Annotated in this window: 21 protein-coding genes; 4 read left to right on the forward strand and 17 right to left on the reverse strand. The window is 38.2% G+C overall.

Annotated features, from left to right (window positions below):
- Positions 1 to 203: 203 nt before the first annotated feature.
- From ACQKEZ_RS06865 to ACQKEZ_RS06880, 4 genes are all read right to left on the reverse strand, one after another.
- On the reverse strand, positions 204 to 815 hold the full coding sequence (locus ACQKEZ_RS06865) for a trimeric intracellular cation channel family protein (RefSeq protein ID WP_427299571.1): 612 nt from the start codon (positions 813 to 815) through the stop codon (positions 204 to 206).
- A gap of 149 nt (positions 816 to 964) precedes the next feature.
- The gene (locus tag ACQKEZ_RS06870; RefSeq protein WP_427299572.1) at positions 965 to 1,378 is read right to left on the reverse strand and encodes a disulfide oxidoreductase; all 414 of its coding nucleotides are present in this window, start codon (positions 1,376 to 1,378) and stop codon (positions 965 to 967) included.
- Positions 1,375 to 2,052: a DsbA family protein gene (locus ACQKEZ_RS06875; RefSeq protein ID WP_427299573.1), complete on the reverse strand. Its 678-nt coding sequence runs from the start codon at positions 2,050 to 2,052 to the stop codon at positions 1,375 to 1,377. The genes ACQKEZ_RS06870 and ACQKEZ_RS06875 overlap by 4 nt, the downstream gene beginning before the upstream one ends.
- A 152-nt stretch (positions 2,053 to 2,204) precedes the next feature.
- The gene (locus ACQKEZ_RS06880; RefSeq protein WP_427299574.1) at positions 2,205 to 4,307 is read right to left on the reverse strand and encodes a heavy metal translocating P-type ATPase; all 2,103 of its coding nucleotides are present in this window, start codon (positions 4,305 to 4,307) and stop codon (positions 2,205 to 2,207) included.
- A 436-nt stretch (positions 4,308 to 4,743) separates the two neighbouring features.
- Between ACQKEZ_RS06880 and ACQKEZ_RS06885 the strand changes: the two genes are divergently transcribed.
- The 3 genes from ACQKEZ_RS06885 to ACQKEZ_RS06895 are packed head-to-tail and all read left to right on the forward strand — an operon-like array spanning position 4,744 to position 7,311.
- Positions 4,744 to 5,487, forward strand: coding sequence for a metal ABC transporter ATP-binding protein (locus ACQKEZ_RS06885; protein ID WP_427299575.1), 744 nt, complete (start codon positions 4,744 to 4,746; stop codon positions 5,485 to 5,487).
- Positions 5,487 to 6,359, forward strand: a complete 873-nt coding sequence (locus tag ACQKEZ_RS06890) for a metal ABC transporter permease (RefSeq protein ID WP_427299576.1) — start codon at positions 5,487 to 5,489, stop codon at positions 6,357 to 6,359. The genes ACQKEZ_RS06885 and ACQKEZ_RS06890 overlap by 1 nt, the downstream gene beginning before the upstream one ends.
- A gap of 13 nt (positions 6,360 to 6,372) precedes the next feature.
- Entirely contained in the window at positions 6,373 to 7,311 is a 939-nt protein-coding gene (locus ACQKEZ_RS06895) for a metal ABC transporter solute-binding protein, Zn/Mn family (protein ID WP_427299577.1), read from the forward strand.
- A 56-nt stretch (positions 7,312 to 7,367) separates the two neighbouring features.
- Here the strand turns inward: ACQKEZ_RS06895 and ACQKEZ_RS06900 are convergent, their stop codons facing one another.
- Positions 7,368 to 7,925: a hypothetical protein gene (locus tag ACQKEZ_RS06900; protein WP_427299578.1), complete on the reverse strand. Its 558-nt coding sequence runs from the start codon at positions 7,923 to 7,925 to the stop codon at positions 7,368 to 7,370.
- 88 nt (positions 7,926 to 8,013) lie between these two features.
- Between ACQKEZ_RS06900 and ACQKEZ_RS06905 the strand changes: the two genes are divergently transcribed.
- Positions 8,014 to 8,622: a TetR/AcrR family transcriptional regulator gene (locus tag ACQKEZ_RS06905; protein WP_427299579.1), complete on the forward strand. Its 609-nt coding sequence runs from the start codon at positions 8,014 to 8,016 to the stop codon at positions 8,620 to 8,622.
- 13 nt (positions 8,623 to 8,635) lie between these two features.
- Here ACQKEZ_RS06905 and ACQKEZ_RS06910 read toward each other — a convergent pair whose 3' ends face one another.
- The 12 genes from ACQKEZ_RS06910 to ACQKEZ_RS06965 form a co-directional block, all read right to left on the reverse strand.
- Complete coding sequence (locus ACQKEZ_RS06910) at positions 8,636 to 9,574, reverse strand: response regulator (protein WP_427299580.1); 939 nt, start codon at positions 9,572 to 9,574, stop codon at positions 8,636 to 8,638.
- The gene (locus ACQKEZ_RS06915) at positions 9,571 to 10,884 is read right to left on the reverse strand and encodes a sensor histidine kinase (protein ID WP_427299581.1); all 1,314 of its coding nucleotides are present in this window, start codon (positions 10,882 to 10,884) and stop codon (positions 9,571 to 9,573) included. Before ACQKEZ_RS06915 ends, ACQKEZ_RS06910 begins: the two co-directional genes overlap by 4 nt.
- Before the next feature lie 121 nt (positions 10,885 to 11,005).
- On the reverse strand, positions 11,006 to 12,451 hold the full coding sequence (gene aspA / locus ACQKEZ_RS06920; RefSeq protein WP_427299582.1) for an aspartate ammonia-lyase: 1,446 nt from the start codon (positions 12,449 to 12,451) through the stop codon (positions 11,006 to 11,008).
- 18 nt (positions 12,452 to 12,469) lie between these two features.
- On the reverse strand, positions 12,470 to 13,747 hold the full coding sequence (locus ACQKEZ_RS06925) for a cation:dicarboxylate symporter family transporter (protein ID WP_427299583.1): 1,278 nt from the start codon (positions 13,745 to 13,747) through the stop codon (positions 12,470 to 12,472).
- Positions 13,748 to 13,931: 184 nt separating this feature from the next.
- Positions 13,932 to 14,075 carry a hypothetical protein gene (locus ACQKEZ_RS06930; protein WP_427299584.1) on the reverse strand — a complete coding sequence of 48 codons (144 nt, stop codon included), beginning with the start codon at positions 14,073 to 14,075 and terminating at the stop codon, positions 13,932 to 13,934.
- A 2-nt stretch (positions 14,076 to 14,077) separates the two neighbouring features.
- Positions 14,078 to 16,507, reverse strand: a complete 2,430-nt coding sequence (locus ACQKEZ_RS06935; RefSeq protein ID WP_427300497.1) for a heavy metal translocating P-type ATPase — start codon at positions 16,505 to 16,507, stop codon at positions 14,078 to 14,080.
- A gap of 86 nt (positions 16,508 to 16,593) precedes the next feature.
- On the reverse strand, positions 16,594 to 16,800 hold the full coding sequence (copZ, locus tag ACQKEZ_RS06940) for a copper chaperone CopZ (RefSeq protein ID WP_427299585.1): 207 nt from the start codon (positions 16,798 to 16,800) through the stop codon (positions 16,594 to 16,596).
- Between the two features lie 87 nt (positions 16,801 to 16,887).
- Positions 16,888 to 17,193 (reverse strand): metal-sensing transcriptional repressor, encoded by a 306-nt coding sequence (locus ACQKEZ_RS06945; RefSeq protein ID WP_427299586.1) that lies wholly within the window; start codon positions 17,191 to 17,193, stop codon positions 16,888 to 16,890.
- A gap of 144 nt (positions 17,194 to 17,337) precedes the next feature.
- Positions 17,338 to 17,790: a DUF6376 family protein gene (locus ACQKEZ_RS06950; protein ID WP_427299587.1), complete on the reverse strand. Its 453-nt coding sequence runs from the start codon at positions 17,788 to 17,790 to the stop codon at positions 17,338 to 17,340.
- A 4-nt stretch (positions 17,791 to 17,794) separates the two neighbouring features.
- A complete protein-coding gene (locus ACQKEZ_RS06955) occupies positions 17,795 to 17,929 on the reverse strand; it encodes a hypothetical protein (RefSeq protein ID WP_427299588.1) in 135 nt (44 codons plus the stop codon).
- Between the two features lie 231 nt (positions 17,930 to 18,160).
- Positions 18,161 to 19,762 carry a histidine kinase N-terminal 7TM domain-containing protein gene (locus ACQKEZ_RS06960; RefSeq protein WP_427299589.1) on the reverse strand — a complete coding sequence of 534 codons (1,602 nt, stop codon included), beginning with the start codon at positions 19,760 to 19,762 and terminating at the stop codon, positions 18,161 to 18,163.
- Between the two features lie 450 nt (positions 19,763 to 20,212).
- Positions 20,213 to 22,495, reverse strand: coding sequence for a bifunctional glycosyltransferase/CDP-glycerol:glycerophosphate glycerophosphotransferase (locus ACQKEZ_RS06965; RefSeq protein ID WP_427299590.1), 2,283 nt, complete (start codon positions 22,493 to 22,495; stop codon positions 20,213 to 20,215).
- Positions 22,496 to 22,773 lie beyond the last annotated feature (278 nt).

Consider the following 22,773-nt stretch of genomic DNA (forward strand, 5'->3'; position numbering starts at 1 on the left):
TAAACTCTTTTATTTTAAACTATTTTGCATTTGATTTCAACTACAATTACATGATCAGGGTCTCACCCTATTCTAAAGCACCTTTTCACCCTAGAAGGTGCTTTTTGTATGGGAATAAACTATTGGCTTCCGCTCACGTATTACCACACGGCATGCTTCCAAAGGATAAACAAAAAAGAGGACGCCTCGGCCCTCTTTTTTGTTTATCCTTTATGAAGAAAGTACGATCTAGCCGGAAGCCGCCAGTTAAATAAATAAGAGCATACACGGCATGTCACTAACATGAGGAAAAGAATATATAAACTGATCTGTCCTTCTGCTAAACCAAGTCCAATCAACAAACCACCTAATGCTGCCCACACAGCATAAATTTCTGCTTTGAGTACGAGAGGTTTACGTCCTGCTAATAAATCACGAACAATCCCTCCACCACTTCCAGTCAAAACTGCTGCCACTATAACCGCACTAAGAGGAAGTTGTTTTTCAACCGCAAATAATGCACCTTGGATTGCAAAGGCCGCGAGACCAATTGCATCAGAAAAATTCCCCCATTTGCTCCAGTGTTTTAAGAGCATTTTTGGAAATAAAAACACAACTGTAATGGATATAAGTGCAATTGTAAACATTTTGCCCTGTGACCATAGAGCCGATATCGGCAGACCAATCAATAAATTCCGAATTGCGCCTCCACCAAAAGCTGTTACAATGCCTAAAATGTACACACCGAGTATATCGTATTCTTCTTCCATCGCTACAATGGCACCACTAATAGCGAACGCCATAATGCCAATGATACTTAATACTTCCCACGCCATTTTCCGCTGATCTCCTTAATATTGTCTGATAAGCTTACTCAACTAAATGTATATCCGAATCAGCTGAAAAGCAATACAAATTTCCTTTAAATTTTATCTTTTTCAAAAAATAAAATGCCTCACTTTTCATAAAAAGTGAGGCGAGATATTTAGTCTTGTTTTGCATTGATCATTAGCATACTGATGATGATGAGTATAAAGGCGATCAAAGCCAAAAATGGAATCGTGATAAAGCCAAACCAATTGAGGTAATCAAATGAACATGGCACACCACTAAGGCAAGGTCTCATTGCCGCAAAGCCAGGAACTTTTTGCTCCATATAATGAAAAATAGAGATACATGCACCAATAATGGCTAATGGTAGTACATAGTATTTGATTTTTACATCCCCACGGAATGTCGCGATACCGAGTAATATGACGAGTGGGTACATAAAAATCCGCTGAAACCAGCACAAGTCACAGGGAATAAATTTCTTCACTTCGCTCAAGTAGAGGCTTCCCATCGTTGCGACAATGGAAACGAGCCAAGCGCTGTACAAGTAGATAAGCTTGTTTTTCATGATTTTTTCCCTTTAAGCTCACCATCAATTAATTCTTTGATTTCATCGTAATCATAGAAGTTTTGGACTTGTTTATTGTTGACAAAGATGGTTGGTGTGCCTGTAATATTAAACTGTTTTGTTAGTTTATCATCGACATCCGCTTCTGCTTGATAGGTTTTCTTAGACAGGTTCTCTTTCAGCTTATCTGTATCAATGTCCGTTGTCTTTTTAGCAAGCTGTGTGAGCTTCGCAGGTGTGACCCACTCAGCTTCACTTGCTGGCTGAGCAGCAAAAACAGCTTGATGGAATTTCCAAAAGTTATCAGGGTCTTCTTTCCAGACTTCTTCTGATCCAAGTCCAGCAAGTACTGAACCATCACCGTGCCAAGGAACATGTATAAATGAAAACTTCACATCTCCGTTATCTATGTAGTCTTTTTTCAGCTTGGGAAAAACGTCTTGTTCAAAGGCTTTACATGATGGACATTTATAATCACCAAATTCTACTACTTGAACAGGCGCATCACTTTCACCAAGAACCGGTTGTCCTTTAATTGGTGGTTTGGCATCAACTGTTTGAGCCGGCTCGCTGTCCTTGTTTCCAAAAACAACAAAAATAGCAATGAGCAAGGCTGCAATAATGGTTAATATAACAGCGAACTTTACTGATGAAGATTGATTTTTTTTACTCACAAAAGCACCTACCTTATGTTTATCATAAATTTTTCAAAAAAAGAAGAAGCGGATCATAGCCTCTCTTTTTTTGCTATTATCCAACTTCTTCAATTTTAACAAGAGCCTCTCTTTTATTAAAGAGTGTAAAGTGAATTTTTCCTAACAATTTTTTATCTCATGACGCGCATTGCATTTAAGACAGCTAGTAATGTCACACCGACATCAGAGAAAACAGCTTCCCACATTGTCGCAATGCCAAACGCTCCAAGTAAAAGGAACACACCTTTTACCCCAAGTGCAAATGCAATATTCTGCCAGACAATCGCTCTCGTTCTTTTTGCCACGTTGATCGCTTCAGCAACTTTTGAAGGCTGATCTGTCATGATGACAATATCCGCTGCTTCTACCGCGGCATCCGAACCAAGCCCGCCCATTGCAATCCCAATATCTGCGCGTGCTAGCACTGGCGTATCATTAATTCCATCACCAACAAATAGCAATTTTTCTTTTGGTGATTTTTGTCGATCTATTTCTTCTATTTTTGTAACTTTATCCTGTGGAAGTAATTCAGTATAAACCTCATCTATTCCAACGCTATTTGCAACAGCTAGACCAACTTTGTGTGCATCCCCTGTCAGCATGACGGTTTTTTTCACACCTGCTTGCTTAAGAGCAGAAATGGCTTCTTTTGCATCTTCTTTGAGCTCATCAGCAATCAAAATAGAACCAGCGAATTCTCCATTTAATGCAATATAGATGACTGTTCCGCTCCGTTCTTCTCGTTCATATGAAATACCCTCTCTTTCCATTAAACGGTGATTACCCGCCAAGATGAAAGCACCGTTAGCTGTTGCCTTAATCCCGTGTCCTGCTATATCCTCATATGCTTCAATACGATTCTCATCAATCATAGATCCATATGCGGCTTTAATTGATTCAGCAATCGGATGTGAGGAGTGCGCTTCTGCAAGGGCCGCATATTCAAGCAACTCTTCTTTTGACCATTTTTTGTTCGTAGTGACAATATCACTGACTGTAAAGTTGCCTTTTGTTAACGTCCCTGTTTTATCGAATACAGCATAACCTACATTGTTGAGGGCTTCGAGATAGTTGCTTCCTTTTATGAGAATACCTCGTTTCGACGCAGCACCAATTCCGCCAAAGAAGCCGAGTGGAATGGACACTACAAGAGCACAAGGACATGAAATAACCAGAAAGACAAGAGCACGATAAACCCACTCTGATAGTTCGGCTGAAGGCATTACTAGTGGTGGTACAAAGGCAAGCAAGAGAGCAAACACAACGACAACAGGTGTATAATATTTTGCAAATTTCGTAATGAAGTTTTCAGTTTGTGCCTTACGACTGCTTGCATTCTCTACTAAATCAAGAATTTTTGTGACAGCCGATTCTTTCAACTCTTTTTTGACCTCAAGTTCAAGAACACGATTCTGATTCACAAATCCGGCAAGCACTTCTTCTCCTGGTTCAACATCTCTTGGAACTGATTCTCCCGTTAATGCAGACGTATCGACAAGTGAGTAGCCTTCTATGACCACACCATCAAGAGGGATTTTCTCTCCTGGCTTCACAACTATGAGATCACCGACTGAAACCTCTTCTGGTTTGACCCTTTTGGTTTCGTCACCCGTTTTTAAGTTCGCATATTCAGGACGGATATTCATCAGTTCACCAATAGATTTACGTGAACGGTTAACTGCCGCTCCTTGAAACAACTCACCTATTTGATAAAACAGCATAACGGCTAAAGCCTCTGGGTATTGCTGAATAATAAAAGCCCCTACCGTCGCAATAGTCATTAAGAAATTCTCATCAAACACTTGCCCACGGTATATATTTTTTATTGCTTTCAGAACAACGTCGCCGCCAACTAGCAAGTAAGCAACAAAGAATAACACAAACTCCATCCATCCAGTTACAGGAAATGCAAAGGCAGCTGTTCCGATAAGCGCTCCGCCAACTAATTTCAGGGTAATCATTTTTAAATTTTTTGCACCATGATCGTGCTGGTGATGATGTTCTGGGTCCTTTGGCGATACATTTATATGAGGTTCAATGGATTGAACGGTTTTTTGAATACGCTCAGACATTTGTTCTTTTTGATCACCATGAGTCACAGTTAAAGTGCCTGTGGCGAAATTAATTGAACATGCTTCAACTCCATCCATTTTGCTGACACCTGTTTCAATTTTCCGTGCACAGTTTCCGCAATCTAGACCGTTTAATACGTATTCTTGCTTCGTCATTTTCATGTTCTCACCTTCTTCTATATAAGTAGCTTCCCCTGTTCACTTCAAACCTATCAAGTCACTTCATATGTTATATATGAGCACATATTCATATATTGGATTACCTTTATTATATGAGCCGACCTCCCAAACTGTCAATCATTTATTGGTCATTGTTTTTGTTTTTATGTCATTTCCTTAAAAATTCATAAATCCATGCTCATGTCCTTTATGAATTGCATATCATGAGAGCGATAATCTACTTGATCTTCAAAATACTTGCCCACTTTTTTAACCCAATTCTCTTTACAAATGAGCGCTGTCAGCTTAAAATAAGATAAAAGTTTCCTTAAGGAAACAAATTAGCATAAGAGAATCATTTGATCGTTAAGTCAAAATTCTTTAATTTATGCACATATATTTATGAAGTGCAATTTTTTTCGAAAGGGGGCCGTCAGACATGTCTACCGCATTAACAATTGATCAACTATATGTTTCATATCATGGACAGGATGCGCTTGAAAATATATCATTCTCCATCAAAACAGGAACAATGACAGGCATCATCGGTCCAAATGGTGCAGGCAAATCTACTTTGCTAAAAGCGAGCTTACATTTGATTGAAAAAGATCAAGGGAATATCCTCTTTTTCGATCAGCCATTCAAACAAGTAAGAAAGAGCGTTGCATATGTACCACAGCGCAATGACTTAGACTGGACATTCCCAATTCATGTCCTTGACACTGTACTGCTTGGTACTTATCCGCAGCTCGGCTTGCTCAAAAGACCTGGCAAAAAGGAGCGGGAGCATGCCTACTACTGTTTAGAAAAAGTTGGAATGCAAGATTTTGCAAAACGGCAAATTGGTGAATTATCAGGCGGGCAGCAGCAACGTGTCTTTCTCGCTAGAGCACTCGCACAAAACGCACAGCTCTTTTGCTTGGATGAACCGTTTGTCGGAATTGACATGACAAGTGAGGAAACAATGGTTCGCATCTTAAAGGAGCTTAGAGATGAGGGCAAAACCATTCTTGTCGTCCACCATGATTTAAGCAAAGCAGACGATTACTTTGATCACCTTGTGTTATTAAATAAAAAATTAATTAAAGCTGGGCCAGTTCACGAAATTCTTCGTCCAGAGATCATGCTGGAGGCTTATGAAACACAGCTTCCGTTTTTAAAAACAGCAGGAGGAGACTTGTAATGGAATTCCTATCTGGACTTTTAGAGTATGCTTTTTTACAGAAAGCTTTATTTACCTCTGTCATGGTTGGTGTTATTTGCGGAGTCATTGGCTGTTTCATTATTCTACGTGGAATGGCACTGATGGGAGACGCCATTTCTCATGCTGTTTTACCTGGCGTGGCGATTTCTTATATGCTTGGAATTAATTTTTTCTTCGGAGCAGTATTAACTGGGGTTCTAACCGCTATCGGTATTGGATATGTCAGTCAAAACAGTCGAATTAAAAATGATTCAGCAATTGGCATCGTGTTTACTGCCTTCTTTTCCATCGGGATCATCTTGATTACGTTTTTGAAAAGCTCAAGTGATCTGTATCATATCTTATTTGGGAATGTACTCGCTGTACGCTCATCTGATATGTGGATCACCTTAGGAATAGGGATCTTTATTCTACTAGCTGTAATCGTCTTTTACAAAGAACTATTAATTAGCTCATTCGATCCTGTCATTTCTTCTGTGTATGGCTTGCCTAACCGTTTGATTCATTACTTTCTTATGACTCTCTTAACACTTGTCACCGTGGCATCACTGCAAACAGTTGGGATTATTCTTGTGGTTGCAATGCTGATTACCCCCGCGGCAACAGCTTATCTATTAACCGATCGTCTGTGGATCATGATTTATTTATCAGCACTATTTGGCGCTGTCTCCGCCGTCGTTGGACTTGGGCTGAGCTTTACGTATAACCTGTCATCCGGTGCATCAATCGTGCTGGTTGCGACGATTTTATTTGGTGGTGCATTTATCTTTTCACCAAAACAAGGCATTCTATGGAGATCATTAAAGTCTAAAAGAAAACGAACACAGCTCAAAAAAGGAGCATCCATGTAGAAGGAGGAAATATATGAAGAATGCATTATGGTTCCCTTTGTTTACAGCACTTATCACCCTCGTCATAGTCACAGGATGTTCATCAAAAAATACCGCTTCTGGCAAAGATGATGGGAAATTAAAAGTTGTGACGACCTACTCGATTCTTTATGACATTGTCAAAGAGGTAGGAGGCAATCATGTCTCCATTCACAGCATTGTGCCAATCGGTACAGATCCTCATGAGTTTGATCCGCTACCAAAGGACGTACAGCATGTAGCAGATGCTGAGCTTGTCCTATATAATGGATTAAATCTTGAAACTGGGAATGGCTGGTTTGAAAAGTTACTTGAATCTAGTGACAAAAGCGGGGACGATGCCCCTGTCGTAGCTCTAAGTAAAGGGGTTAAAGTGAAGCATTTATCCTCAAAAGGGTTAGAAAGTCAGCAAGACCCGCACGCATGGTTAAATGTAGAGAATGGCATCATTTATGCCAAAAATGCCCGTGATGCACTTATTAAAGCCGATCCATCACATAAAGAAGAATATGAAAAAAATGCAAAAGCATATATTCAACAGCTACAAACACTACATCATGAGGCAAAGGAAAAATTCAGTAAGCTCCCTAATGATCGAAAAATGCTTGTCACAAGTGAAGGGGCATTCAAATATTTTGCAGACGCTTACGGATTAACAGCAGGATACATTTGGGAAATTAACACCGAAAATGAAGGAACTCCTGGACAAATGAAACGTATCATTCAGCTTGTCAAAGAAAAGCAGGTACCTGCTTTATTCCTCGAGACAAGTGTAGACAAACGAAGCCTAGAAAGTCTCTCTGAAGAAACGGGTGTCAACATTAAAGGAACAGTATTCACTGACTCAATTGGTAAAATAGGAGAAGATGGCGATAGCTATTACCGAATGATGAAATGGAATATTGAGACGATTTATGAGGGATTAAAAAAATAGTCACAGGATGAAACAAAAAGGACGGGTCTCTTAAAGAGATGACCGTCCTTTTGTTTTTAACTGTTTAAAATGTCGCGTCCTGCGGTTTTTTTTTTCGGCCAAATCACATAGCTCAGGCTAATAAGCAAATCAAGAAGCAGAATCATTCCCCACACATTGGAAAACTGAAACAGCGTCTCTGTTCTTTTTGGTTCACCAATAAGGAAATGTAAGCCATATAACAAACCAGCACCAATTGCCCAAGCAATGAAGTGTCTTGCCCAGCCGATCATTTCATTAATTGATCGTTCCCTTCCATATTTCGGTTTACTTGCTGGTTTGGGTCCGCCAGCAAATCGATAGGCAAATCTGGCATCCGCCCATTTGATTATTTGATGACCAAATGAGAGACTAACCCCAATATAAATAGCCGCCAGTCCATGTTCAATGGTTGCCTCAGCACCTCTTTGTAAATCCATATATGTTGCAATCAAAAGCAGGAGGTCAAGGACAGGTGTACAAATCAGGAAAAACGCTCCCCACTTCTTTTTCCCAAACATATAACGAAGAATGAAACCGAGTAGAATAAAAACCCAAAATCCTATTTCACATGCAACAATGAAGTAACCAATCATTTCGATCACACCCTTATTTAATACGATCGTGTTAAATAAAAAATAACACAGTTGTATTAAAAAAACAAGATTATGCTAAAATAAATATATGCCGAAAATAGTAGATCACAATGAGCAAAAACAACTTGTTGCCGAAGCAGCGATGAGGGTGATTAAACGAGAGGGGCTTGAACATGCCTCTGTTCGTAAAATTGCCGTTGAAGCTGGGATATCAGCCGGCTCAATGCGCCATTATTTCTCAACACAACATGAGCTGTTTCTCTTTTCAATGAACCGCATTAATGAGAAAGTAACAGAGCGCATCTCACAGCTTCGATTTCACGGACCTATTGAACAAGATGTGTTGAATGTATTGGAGCAATTCCTACCGCTTGATGAGGAGAGATTTTTTGAAATGGAGGTGTGGCAAGCTTTTACGGTGAAAGCCTTAACGGAAAAGGAGCTACAACCGCTCAAGGATGAAATGTATCATTCTCTACGTCAAGTGGTGCATACGTGTTTAATCAAATTAGAGGAGCATACCTTGCTAATGGATGATGTAGATATTCCATTAGAAACTGAAAGACTGTATGCTATTGTAAATGGCATCGCCCTACACCGCATCATACAGCCAAACGAGATGAAACCAGAGCTCATGCGCTCTATCTTGAAGCTACATCTGTATACCTTGATGAAAAAAAACGTGCCTCCCCAATAGGAGTGCACGTTTTTTACTCTTCCATGCAAATACGTTTCGCTTCATAATATAGCACTTGAACGAACTTTTTCACGTTGATGCGAGTATGTTCTTCTCTTCCGTTTGTCTCTTTTGTCAATTCACTCATTTTCTTACGTACGATCGTAAAATCAAAAAACTTCGATGCATAGTTTTCGAAGGTTGGATGTGAAAAATCGGTTAGACCTAGTGAGGCAATATGCTTGAGCGACTGATTGATTGCACGTCTGACTCTCTGCTCTGCTGCCTTCGCTTCTCTTGCAATATTCGCTGGAGTATAAGGAGCATCCAGTTTATCTTCTGTAATTCCTGTAAAAATGATTTTCAGTGATGGAAACGCATCCCGTTGCTCGCTTTGCCCAATTAAGTATTGATCCGCATATGCAATCATATCAAGTAAATCCTTAGCCCCCTTCTCCCCAACAATCCCTAGCTCCGCAAGTAAAAACTGTCCAGCCTCCGGCAAGCTTTTTCCTCTTTGCTTCGTCTTTGGTTTTGATTGACCACGCTGCTGATAACTCAGTACAGACTCAAGTGAATTCTGAATGTTTTCGATGGAATGTTCTAGATGAAGACGCTCAATCATCAAATGCAGTACACTGAGCAATTCTACGCGATTGATTGGCTTTGTGACGTAATACTCCACACCAAGTGTATATGCTTGTCCAATCAATTCCTTTGTCTCCACCTGTGAAAGCATCAAATACTTACCATGAAAGTCATCTTTGAGCACTCGAATGGTCTCAAGTCCATCTCTTTCTGGCATCAAAAGGTCGATACATAATATATCAATATGTAAATCATTTAAGTAACTAGCCGTTAGTTCAGCTCCATCCTCCGCTTCACCAACGACCAGACCAAGATCCTCATCCTCAATCAGTTGAGCGAGTGAAGAACGAACTGCTTCATCATCGTCTACGATAAAAAATCTCATTTCCCATTCCCCTCATTTCTTGTCAGCTGATCAGTCGGTATTTTCAATGTAAACACCGTCTGTTCATTTGGTGTACTCGTCATCTGAATGCTTCCGCCAAGTTTTTGGGCAGTATCTTTCACATAAGCAAGTCCGATACCACTTGAAGGATTTCCAGCTTGATCATACTTTAGTGTAAAACCTGGCTTGAAGATGACTTGATGATTTCTCTCTTTTATCCCTGGACCATTGTCTGAAACTTTCAAAATGACATATGTCTCTTCTTTAGAGATTGTTAGCGCTACATCCCCAATAACGGGAATGGCTTCTACCGCATTTGACACAATGTTATTCAACAAAGAAAGCACCGTATACACATGATATTGTGGGTGGTTGCCCTCTTCATGATAGAGAAACTGAATATTTTTTTGCAATGAAGCTGCATATTTCTCATGAATACGTATAACAAGTCCTGCTATAGTTGAGGGAGTCGCATACTCCTGAAAATCCTCTTCATGAATGAGCTTTGATAAAGCTGAAAAAATACGCTGGTTGTCTTTTTTAATTTCATGAACCTCTCCTGCAATTTGCAGAGCGGTTTTACCAAGCTTTTTAAGATCAAGTGAGTGTGGATCCTTTGCATGGTGAAGCTCCTGATATAATTGATAGGACGTTGCAGTAATATGTTCAGCATGTGTCAGCGTTTTTTGAAAATATGTTGACTCTGTATATAAATTCGAAAGTAACATGAGCAAGTGTTCTTTTTCCTTTTTCATCTGTCGTTCTCTTGCTTGCTCCTCATATAATCGAATCGTCGTATAACAGGCAAGAACAAAAAAACTTCTAAAGATTGCTAGAACAAATAATTGAAACAATGTACGTACGGTGAGAATCTCATCAATTGTTCCTCTTAAAGCAATCATTTCAACAATGCTTGCACAGAGCTCCATGATAATCCCCATTGCCCCAATCATCCAGGGCTTTTGCCTAAAACGGCGAACTTGAAGCAAATAGAACAAAGTGCCATATGTTACATAATACAAAAAGGATGGAAACCGTAGTGACAAGGCATCCTCAAGCATCAGATTTCCTGTGACAGCGGTATCAATCACAACACGACAGACATAAACAGATGCTCCAGCTAATATCCCACTAGCCCATGCAGGAAACCTCTTCATTTGTAGTAGTATAAAGAAAAACACCACTGTGCCAAAGCTAACCCGAAAGCTATCTTCAAATGGATAGAATTTCAATTCTCCCCCAATAGGGGTAAGTACGATTAACATGACGATTAAATAAGGTTCTGAATATAGTAATTTTTTCAGATTCAAAGCAGTCACATCCCTAATAATTGACGATAGTATACTATGTGAGCACCAGAAAGACAAACAGTCCATAAAAAAAACACACCGAATTTTCATGTTCGGTGTGCGTATATCTTGAGGTGCGGACTTAATCCTCTAAACGATCTTTCTCAAGAAGCGCAGCCCCAGAAATTCCTGGTTTCGTCATTTCGAAAGGATTCAAGATCAAATCGAGCTCTTCTTCCGTCAATACATCATTTTGCAGACAGAGTTCTCGTACAGATGCACCAGTTACAATGGCTTCCCTTGCAATTCTCGCAGCCGCCTCATAACCAATATGTGGATTTACGGCAGTCATAACACCGGCACTCTTTTCCACATATTCTTTTAATCTTGCTTCGTCTGCTTTTAGGTCACGCAGACAGTTGTCTACGAAGGATGTAAAAACATTTTTCATCATACTGATGGATTGTAACAAGTTGAAAATAAGCACAGGTTCCATCACGTTCAACTCAAACTGCCCAGCCTCTGAAGCAAGACAGATCGTATGGTCATTCCCAATCACTTGGAATGCAACTTGATTCATCACCTCTGGCATAACCGGGTTTACTTTCCCTGGCATAATGGATGAGCCTGGCTGTCTAGGCGGCAGGTGAAGCTCGCCAAAACCTGCTCTCGGGCCTGAAGCCATCAAACGAATATCGTTTGACATCTTAGACATGTTCATCATGCACACCTTTAAGGCAGCCGATACTTCTGTGTAAGCATCCGTATTTTGTGTCGCATCAACCAAGTCCTCAGCACCTACTAGCGGCAAACCACTGATATCTGCAAGGTAGCCCACAACTTGACGGATATATTTAGGGTCAGCATTCAGACCAGTTCCTACTGCTGTTGCTCCCATATTGACTTCATATAAATGCTGTCTTGATTGTTTAATTCGTTTAATATCACGAGCGAGTACCTTTGCATAAGCGCTAAATTCTTGTCCAAGACGGATTGGTACAGCGTCTTGAAGATGTGTACGTCCCATTTTAATGACATGATCGAATTCTTTCGCCTTTTCTGTCATCACATGATGCATGTTTTCCATCGTATGCAATAGCTGCTCAAGCATGTTTAACGTCGAAATATGAATCGCTGTTGGGAACACGTCATTTGTAGACTGTGACATGTTCACATGGGTGTTCGGACTTAGCTCAGTGTAAGCGCCCTTCTCCTTACCAAGCAGTTCAAGTGCTCTATTTGCGATGACTTCATTGGCATTCATATTCATAGATGTGCCAGCGCCGCCTTGAATTGGATCGACAATGAATTGGTTATTCCATTTTCCGTTAATCACTTCATCTGCCGCTTCAACAATCTTTTCTCCAAGACCTGAATAAAGTCTTTTTGTATCCATATTCGCAAGAGCGGCTGCCTTTTTGACAATTCCTAGTGCTTTAATTAGCTCCTCATGAGTACGGTAGCCAGTAATCGGAAAGTTTTCTACTGCACGTAGTGTTTGAATACCATAATATGCATGAGTGTCTACTTCCTTTTCACCTAGAAAGTCGCGTTCAATTCGAACTTGCTTGTCCTGTAGCTTCGTCATTTGAAATGATCTCCTTTTTTAAGCTGCTTTTGTTTGTTGCTTTAGTTCTTTAATATATTGGTCTGATTTTTCTTGATCGAATACTTTTTCCCACTTAGACATCACAATAGCTGCAAGTGAGTTACCAAAGACGTTAACTGTTGTACGAACCATATCAAGGACACGGTCGACTCCTACAATGAAGGCAAGTCCTTCAAGTGGTAGTCCCATCGCACCAAGCGTTGTGATTACAACAACGATTGAAGCTCCTGGTACACCAGCCATCCCTTTAGAAGTAAGCATCAAGATTAATAATAACGTAATCTGCTCATAAATTGATAGTGGCATTCCATACATTTGTGCGACAAAAATGGCTGCAATAGACTGATAGATTGCACTTCCGTCAAGGTTAAAAGTATAACCTGTCGGGATAACAAATGATGTAATTGCTTTCGGACAACCGAATTTCTCCATCTTATCCATAAGCCTCGGTAATACAGCTTCTGAACTTGCAGTAGAGAAAGCAAGAATGATTTCTTCTTTTAATAATTTGATGAGCAAGAAGATATTCGTTCCTGCCAATTTTGCGATAATGCCTAGCACCACGAAGACGAAGAATGCCATTGTTCCGTATACGACAAGAACCAGTTTACCCAACGGCAAGAGTGCCCCAATTCCAAATTTGATAACAGTTACACTAATCAATGCGAATACACCATACGGTGCAAATTTCATAACTTTGTTTGTTACCCAGAACATGGCTTCAAGCACGCCTTCAAAGAATCCTAAAACAGGCTTCCCTTTATCACCTACCGCAGCAATTCCTAATCCAAACAATACTGTGAAGAAGATTGTTGGCAGTAAGTCACCTTCTGAAATAGATTGAAAGACGTTTGTTGGTACAAGGTGAACCAATGTTTCAGATAAAGAAGCTTTATCTGCTGAAGCTTTTGATGTCTCTTCGTAACTAGAGATATCTCCTTTTTCCATGTTGCTCATATCAATTCCAGTACCTGGGTGGAAGATGTTTGCTGCAAGTAAACCGACAGCTAAAGCGATGGTTGTCACGATTTCAAAATAAAGAATCGTTTTCCCACCAAGTCTTCCGATCGTTTTCATGTCACCTACTCCCGCCACTGCAACAATTAGAGCAGCAATAACGATTGGAAGGACAATCATTTTAATGAGATGAATGAATATATCGCCAATTGGCGTTAAGATATTAATGGCTGTTTCATTTTGATAAAAAAACGCTCCTACTATAACACCCAGCACAAGTGCAATGAGTATTTGAGAAGCCAAGCCTAACTTTTTCATGTAAGGCAACCCCCTTTTTTTGATAACGCTTTCTTTGTTGCTTAATCGCATCTTAACGACCAACCTACAAAAAAGAACAAAAAGGAACAAATTAAAATGAATTTTTTATGAAATTTTTTAATAAAAGCGGCTTTTTTCACTTTTTTGTCAAAAAAAGACTCCGCTTATTCGCGAAGTCTTTTACTTAATGCGTTTGATTTAGTTGATGTTTACTTTTTTCACCATCTATATCTGAGGATAGCTCCGAATATATAAAATGACCAAGTAAGACGAACATGACATATATAATGGCACTGATCGCCCATCTCCACTTTTGATTCATCTTCATGTTCACGCCCTCCCCCTATCAAGCTTGAGTCGTTGAAGTCTTAATGCATTCAGCACAACCGAAACAGAACTAAATGCCATTGCCGCTCCTGCTAACCACGGGGCCAAGAAGCCAAATGCCGCAATCGGAATGCCAATACAATTGTAGGCAAGAGCCCAAAATAGATTTTGCTTTATATTCCTCATCGTTTTACGACTGATGTGCAGTGAATCAGCAATCGCTTGAAGGTCTCCTGTCATAAGAGTAATATCAGCAGCCTCCATTGCCACATCTGTTCCCGTACCAATCGCCATGCCGATATTTGCTGTAACAAGTGCTGGTGCATCATTGATGCCATCTCCTACCATTGCCACTTGCTTTCCTTGTTCCTGTAACACTTGGATATGAGCTGCTTTTTCCTCTGGAAGTACCTCTGCTATGACTTGATCAATTCCTGCTTGCTTTGCGATCGCTTCTGCCGTTCTGCTATTGTCACCTGTCATTAAAATAACATCGAGTCCTTGAGCCTTTAAACGACTGATGGCAGCTTGTGATGAATCCTTTATCGTATCTGCAACTGCGACAATACCTGCTAATTGTACATCAAAAGCAACAAGCATAGCTGTTTTTCCTTGCTGTTCTAAATTAGTCATTCTTTCCTCTATATCCTCTGTTTCAATTCCATGTTTATGAAGCAGTCGTCTAGTCCCAACTAGTATACGTTGATCGTTGACTGTCGCCTCAATGCCAAAACCAGGGTCTGCTTGAAAAGACTGTACGTTAAGTGCATCAAGACCACGTGCTTTCATCCCATCGGCAATTGCTTGTGCAAGAGGATGCTCTGATTGCAATTCAGCGGAACCTACAAGCTGTAGAAACGCTTCATCTGTGATGTCTTGATATACGTGAATATCCGTTAATTTTGGAGCTCCATTTGTTACCGTTCCAGTTTTATCTAACACGATGGTATCAAGTGTCTGTGTCGTCTCTAAATGCTCTCCGCCCTTAAATAGGATACCGTATTCGGCTGCACGTCCACTTCCAGCCATAATTGAAGTCGGTGTTGCAAGGCCAAGTGCACATGGACAGGCAATCACAATAACCGCAATAAACGTTTCTAAAGCCGCTGTGACATTTCCAGGTTCAATGACCAAATACCAAATGAGGAAGGTCACGACCGCGATGCCGATTACGATAGGAACAAATACTCCAGATATTTTATCCGCCAATCTTTGAATCGGCGCTTTTGAGCCTTGTGCGTTTTCGACAATGCGAATAATTTGTGAAAGGGCTGTATCTTTACCAATCTTCGTCGCCTTCACTTTTAGAAAACCATTTTTATTCATTGTTGCACCGATCACAGCATCACCGATTGTTTTATCAACAGGCAGACTTTCTCCAGTGATCATAGACTCATCTAATGCAGATGTTCCTTCGATGATCTCACCATCCACTGGTATTTTCTCACCAGGCTTAACGAAGACGATATCACCTATTTTCACATCTGAAATAGAAACTGTCATCTGCTCCCCATTTCGTTCCACTACAGCTTCCTTTGCTTGAAGACCCATTAGCTTTTTAATCGCCTCTGAGGATTTACCTTTTGCCTTTGCCTCCATTAGTTTGCCTAGCACAATCAATGTGATGAGGACTGCACTTGTTTCATAGTAAAGCGCATTCGCATGCATTCCTGTACCGACTGCTTTTATGCTTTCATATAAGCTATAGAAAAATGCAGCAGATGTGCCAAGTGCAACGAGTACATCCATATTGGCGCTTTTGTTTCTTAATGCTTTAAAAGCCCCTACATAAAATGGCCAACCCACGATAAATTGCACTGGAGCCGCAAGCGCAAGCTGTACCCAAGGGTTCATGAATGCTTCCGGTAGCCAAATAAATGAAGTGAACGAAAAGTGGCTCACCATTGCCCATAGAAGCGGAAACGACAAGATCATTGCAAAAAGAAACCGTGCTGTTTGCTTTTCAATGGCAACCTGACGATGATCTTTTTCTCTCGCTTGCTCTTCTTCATGAGTAGATTGTATTAAAGTGTATCCAAGCTTATGAACAGCGTTCTTCATTTCATCAACCGACGTTTGCTCAGGGTTATAGGCAACTTGCAGTTTTTCTAATGCAAAATTAACAGTCCCTTGTTCAATTCCTTCAAGTCGATTCATTTTTTTCTCAATTCGGTTCGCGCAAGCAGCACATGTCATGCCCTCGATATCGAATTCTGCTTGTTTCAAAGCCACATCATAACCAATTGATTGTATTTTTTGTTTTAACTCAGCTTGTGATAACTTATCTGAATCGTACACAATATGAGATGTTTCTAACGCCAAATTCACATTTGCCTCTTGTACCCCATCCATTCTGTTTAGACCTTTTTCAATTCTTCCTGCACATGCAGCACAGGTCATACCGGTGATTTGAAAATCAACTTCCTTTTTCATCATTCACACCTCTTTTCTAATACTCTACAGGGGTATATAAACAAGTAAAAAAATTCGTGCTGTTCGCCTAACAGCACGATCATATTTTATACAACATCGTATCCTTGATCTTCAATGACATCTGAAATTTGATGTAACGTGACTTGTTCAGGATGAAACGAGACATCAACCAACCCTTCTTCTAAACGAACTTTGACAGACGCAACACCCGTTAATTCACCAACATTGCTTTCAACAGCTTTGACACAATGACCACAGGACATGCCCTTCACTTGAAGTGTTGTTTGTTCCATTTTGATATCCTCCTTCATTAAATCGAATTTATATTTTACTATACCCCAGTATGGTAATTGTGTAAACAAAAAGATGACACTTTGACTTTACGATTTTGTTAACTTAGCAAACACTTGCATCAGCTCTTCAATCGCCTCATCACCATTCCCACTTTTTATTGCATCAGACACACAATGATGTGTATGCTTTTCCATTAATTGAAGGCTGACTTTTTTTAAAGCAGCATTCACAGCTGAAATTTGGTTCACCACATCAATACAATAGCGATCTGTTTCAATCATATTTTGTATTCCTCTCACCTGGCCCTCTATTCGTTTAAGACGATTCATTAACTGATCTTTGTCCTTTTGGGCTCTAGGTGAAATAATATGTCTTTCCTCATGTGCCTTCATTCCATCACCTTTTCCTGATTACTTTTTCCTCTTATAAATTAAAGCATACCTTCACCTGAAAAGGCAAAGATATGCTTAGCTCTCAAGACTGATGCACTCTGTTCATTTTAAAAACGTGCTGTAAGTTCAATCTTCTGAAACATGTTAATTTGTCACATTTTTAATTTCATTTATCAAGCTGATGGATTGCTGTAATGTATCGATTAAACCATTCTTTTCATTCAATTTGGCTAAGTCAATGGTGCCTTCTTTTACTTGTTGTAAATATGTATTGATTTCAGTGGAGATTCGTTCATTTTTCTCTTCGATCTGCTTATGAATATCTTCGGCAATCTTCGGTGCAGTCAACTCATTAAATGATGAAATCTCTGTCTGTAATGATTCAAGCTGCTTTGTGAGATCAGCCTTTTTAGTTGCGTCTGATACAGCTTGTTCAGCCAGCTTTGGAAACTCATTCGTAAAGGTCTGCACTTCATTTACATAATCAGTCGCTTTAGTCGCATAAGTTGCTGTATCATTCACATTCTCTAGCATATCTGAGCATCCACTCAGAACCATCCATATGGAAAAAACGAGAACAAGTACCTTCTTTTTCATCTAATCATCCCTTCGCCACTTCTTTTTTTTCCTTTATGACTGTAACGGTTTCTAAAGATTTTGTCATTTTTTTACCCACAATATGAATATTTTCCTTTTTTGACCTTTTAGATTTCTTTTTCTTATTCCAATTCCCCATTATAACCTCCTACCACATGATCCCATAAAAAAGACCCTTGCCATATATGTCATAGGCAAAGGTCTGGCTAACATTTTCATTCCGTAAAGGTCAAGAAGCAACTAGTTCTTCTATAGTAACGACCAAACCGGAAAAGCTACTCCCCTTTGGGATATATGTTAATGCTATCTCTCATCATATATAAATTTGTAGACAGAGATAATAAATCCATGACTTTTAAGCTAGTATGATTCATTTTTCTTTTTTCTTTGTATCTTCTTCTCGATACAATACGTAATCTCCTTTTTTTGAAGCATAAGTTGTATTTCTTCCATGACGCTTTGACATATACAGCGCCTGATCTGCTTCAAATAAAAGCTCTTCTAATGTCAGGTGACCGTCAATCGTATGTGCAATCCCAAAGCTCGCTGTGATGCGGATCGTCTTTCCATCGATTTGTAACGAATGTTTCTCAAAAGACTGTCTAATCTGTTCAGCAATGTAGCAAACCTCCTCGAAGCGACGGTGCGGTAAACAGATCGCAAATTCTTCGCCTCCATATCGGCCAAATAGATCATCTATGTTTAAATGCTGCTGACAGATAGAAACAACATGGCGTAACGCTTGATCGCCCGCATGATGACCATGATTGTCGTTAATTTGCTTAAAAAAGTCAATGTCATACAGAAGAATCCCAGTATCATTCGCTCCTACCTCTAATAATTGTTGCGCCCTCTCTATAAAGGATGATCGATTGAAAATATTGGTTAAACCATCAATATAAGCGCGACGCTCCAATTCTTCTTGTAACATTCGCTGCTCTGTCACATCACTAATCACAATTTGTCTCCCCTCTATTTCACCTCTTCTGCTAAAGAGGGGTGAGGAGGTGAGGTGATAGTAAGCAGGCTGTTCTCTCTCCCAATACAAATCAAAATGCGAATGATCATGTGGTACACGTAGCCATTGTGTAAATGCTGGATCTTCAGGTGAGTCTGACCAAATTTCATCAACCTTTCGACCAATTCCGTCTCTTGATAAGTCCGGAATAATGGCTGTTGCAGCTGAATTATAGTCGATCAGTTTATGATTTCTATCAAGAATCAGGACACCCTCTGACAAATGTTCAAATACCCGTTCCATCGCTATAGGTGAAAGCCTAAATAGTTGAAATGATATGATGGCCCACATATAAAGAGAGTTTGTTAAAAGCATGACGACAGGTACCGGATCAATATTATGAGGCGTTAAACCTAATAAATAGAAAAAGGAAGTGAAGATCGGCAAAAACAGACCAATTAGTAAAATGATGATCTGCTTCAAATATTCTTTTTTGGTAACACGCAAAAACCAAAGCAAAATCAAAATGGCCAGCATCGAACTGCCAAATGTATAGACTCCATGAATGATATACCAATAACTAATTGTAAAGTCAGCCAATAAAAATCCGTCCACTGTGTCTATGGAAAGACTTCGATAAAACAGCGAATGAAAAGGGTTGGTGAATACCATAATGGTTGTCAGAAAAGGAATGAACAAGATAAGTATCATGCGTCGTTTGGTTACATATTCGTTTAACCCAGTAAATTGTAGTACTAACATTAAACTAAGCGGTGCAATAAACGGAAGACCTATATATTGAAAACAAACCCAGAACATAATTTCCTCAGGCGTACGTGCTAATAATTCAAATATATGCCCAAATATATAAATCCCAGTTGCTCCAGACAAGTACATAAACAATTGACAGCCAATAAAACGATGGCGATTCACGAGAGCAAAAATACCTAACAAAGTGGAAAGAATCCCTGAAATACTCATGATCACAATATAATGTAAAACAATCGAATCCATGTAAACGCCCCAATTGCAGTTATTTAGAACCAGTATCATATAACTATATATGACCCTATGTGAAATGTGAAGACGGTTTTTTCCATTTACTTGGTTTTTTGATCGTTTAATGAACAGAAGTGTGTCTGATGTTTTGGAAAAAGTGAGAAGTATTTTTATAATGATTCCATGCCCATTAATGATTGAAAGACATTTACTCGACATTCTCCTTCAATAAAAAAATCCATATATGATATCATTTACTTTTATGTTTTTTACTTTATTACACACAATAACCAATCACACTTCGTCTTCAGATAAAACGGATAGAAGAAAAAAGAACTACAATGACTTTTAAGTTAGTTCAGACATTAGTTTGAAATAAAAAATCCACAAATAGCTCCTCATGTAAGAAGTTTATTTGTGGATTTTTCACATGACTATTCCAAATTGTAACTCGTTAAAACGTTATTATTTGTTTCTTAGTACCTTGTTTACAATACGCTCACTTGCTTTCCCATCTTCCAAAGAGCAAAATTTGTGATAGAAAGCATCATATTTTTCCTTGTACTCTTTTTCAACTTTTTCAATATTTTTGATACTATTTAGAACTTCTTCAGATGTATATAGTAATGGACCAGGCAGTTCATTTTCTACATCTATATAAAAGCCTCTTAAAACATCTTTGTATTTGTCGATATCATAAGTAAAGAACAGAATTGGTAATTTTAAATTAGCGAAGTCAAAAAATACGGATGAATAATCGGTAATCAGCACATCACTTGATATATATAAATCATTTATATCATTATATTTAGAGTAATCATATGCAAAACCTTCAAAACCTGTTAAATCAATATTATCAGATATGAAATAATGCATCCGTAAGATGATGACATAATCTTCACCTAATTCTTTTTTTAATAAATTTAAGTCTAATGTTAGATTAAATTTATATTGTCCCGCTTTATGATATTCATCATCTCTCCATGTAGGAGCATATAAAATAACTTTCTTGTTATCAGGTATACCCAGCTTCTCTTTTATTTCTTTTTTGTAGTCGTCAGTAAAGTTGATTAAGATGTCATTTCTAGGATAACCATATGTTAAGATTTTCTCTTTAGGATACATAAATGCACTTTCGAAAATTTCCTCTGAGTATTTATTTGCTGCTATTAAATAATCCCAGTTACGTGACTGTTGATAAAAATCTTTTTTGTAGTCGGGATTTGCTGAAACAACATTGTCCATATCAAATACTAACCTTTTAAGGGGCGTTCCATGCCATGTTGATAAAATAATTTGCTCCTCTTTTTTATAGAGCGATTTAGGCTGTCTCATATTTAGAATGAAGTATTTAGAAATAGTTACGTAATAAAAGTATCTCCAACTAAAACGTTTTATGACTTTAACATTTTTATTCCCAATAAATTCTTTTTCGCTGCCTACTATATCTTTATCATTCAACACCCAAATATGTTTCCATTTCTCAGGTTCGTTTTCAAGCAAATATTTAAAAATGGCTTTTGGGCTATCTGAATAGTTCCTCCCCAAAAAGCTTTCATAAATGATTGTGTTTTTTTGAATCGGTAGCTTTGAAAAGATATAATTTTGAACTATTTTTTGTCTAGCTCTTTGTTTTTTAGGTTGCAAAGATTGATAAAGGTTGTAACCTAAAACTCGACTTTTGCTTAAGTAATAAGCTTTCTTGAACTTTCCTTTCTTAATCAAATCAAGTTCTATTTTATGTCTACGTTTCAGTTTTATCTCTAATGAAGCGGTGTTTAATATCTCTTGAAGTTCTTTATATAGAGGCAAGATTTTTTTGAAACTTTCATCGAAATTCTTATTTTTCACAATTTTGTAAAGGTAATTTCTTATTGACTCAAGTTTAATTTGTTTAGCAATAGTTAAATCATCACAAACACTCACAGCTTTATTTAATGATTGATAAAATTGTTCTAAACGATCTTCATACTCTTCTTGAGATAATGAAGGATAGTTTATAGGATCGTTATGGATTAACTTATAATATAAATCCACTGAAGTTTCTTTAATGGCAAATACATCATGATAGACTTTTGCTAAAAAAGGAATTTCCCCATATAAAGATGTACTTTCATCAAATTTGATTTGATTATCCATTAAATATTTTTTATTAAAAATAAATCCATGCACATTAAGATGATATGAAATCTTTTTAAATAATTTAGACTGAGGTATTTCATTATAATAAGATGTTAGAACATTTTCTTCAAAAAGCATATTCATTACTTCACTTTTTTTCTGTTCTGTTATCTCAACGTTGAGATTCTTTAAGACATTGCTTAAAGTATCCAAAGTATCCTCTTTATAGAAAGCCTGTTTTTTTTCTTTTAAGGTTGATTTTCTATCAACAATAGTCTTTTTTACTTTTAATTTTAATATGTCAATATTCTCTCTTATAATAATTTGTTTAGCATATGTTAAAGCATTTGGGTGTAAAAAATCATCGCCATCCAAAAATAATACGTGTTCTCCTTTTGCCTCATCAATGCCTTTATTTCTACAAACACTGACATTAGAATCTTGTCCCATGTTTATTGTTCTGTAATTTAAAGTTGATTTTTTCAAAAGTTCTTCAAGTTGACTACTATTTTGATGTACAAACAGAACTTCAAAGTCCTTAAAGATTTGATCATCTAAGCTTTTTATACAGTTATCTGCATATTTTATATTGGTATCCTTATAAGGAATAACAATAGTAAATAACATAAAATCCCTCTTTCAATTTTAATATACTTCAAATTACTTTAAGTTATATTATAAACATTTATTATTTTCTAATATAATTTTACCAACCAAAAAAACCAAAGTAATCAATACTTAAACACATGTATACGCTCTAACTATTATAACAAAAAAAGATTCGTCTAAAAAGACGACTCTTAGTAGCGGGAGTAAACATGTTATCGTGACAAGAAAATGCCACAACCCTCCGAGAGAATAATTTATCACATTTGACATAAAAAAACCACTCCTATAAGTGGTCT

It is taken from the genome of Bacillus sp. NPDC077027 (assembly GCF_050269555.1).
Classification (GTDB): Bacteria; Bacillota; Bacilli; order Bacillales; family Bacillaceae; genus Bacillus.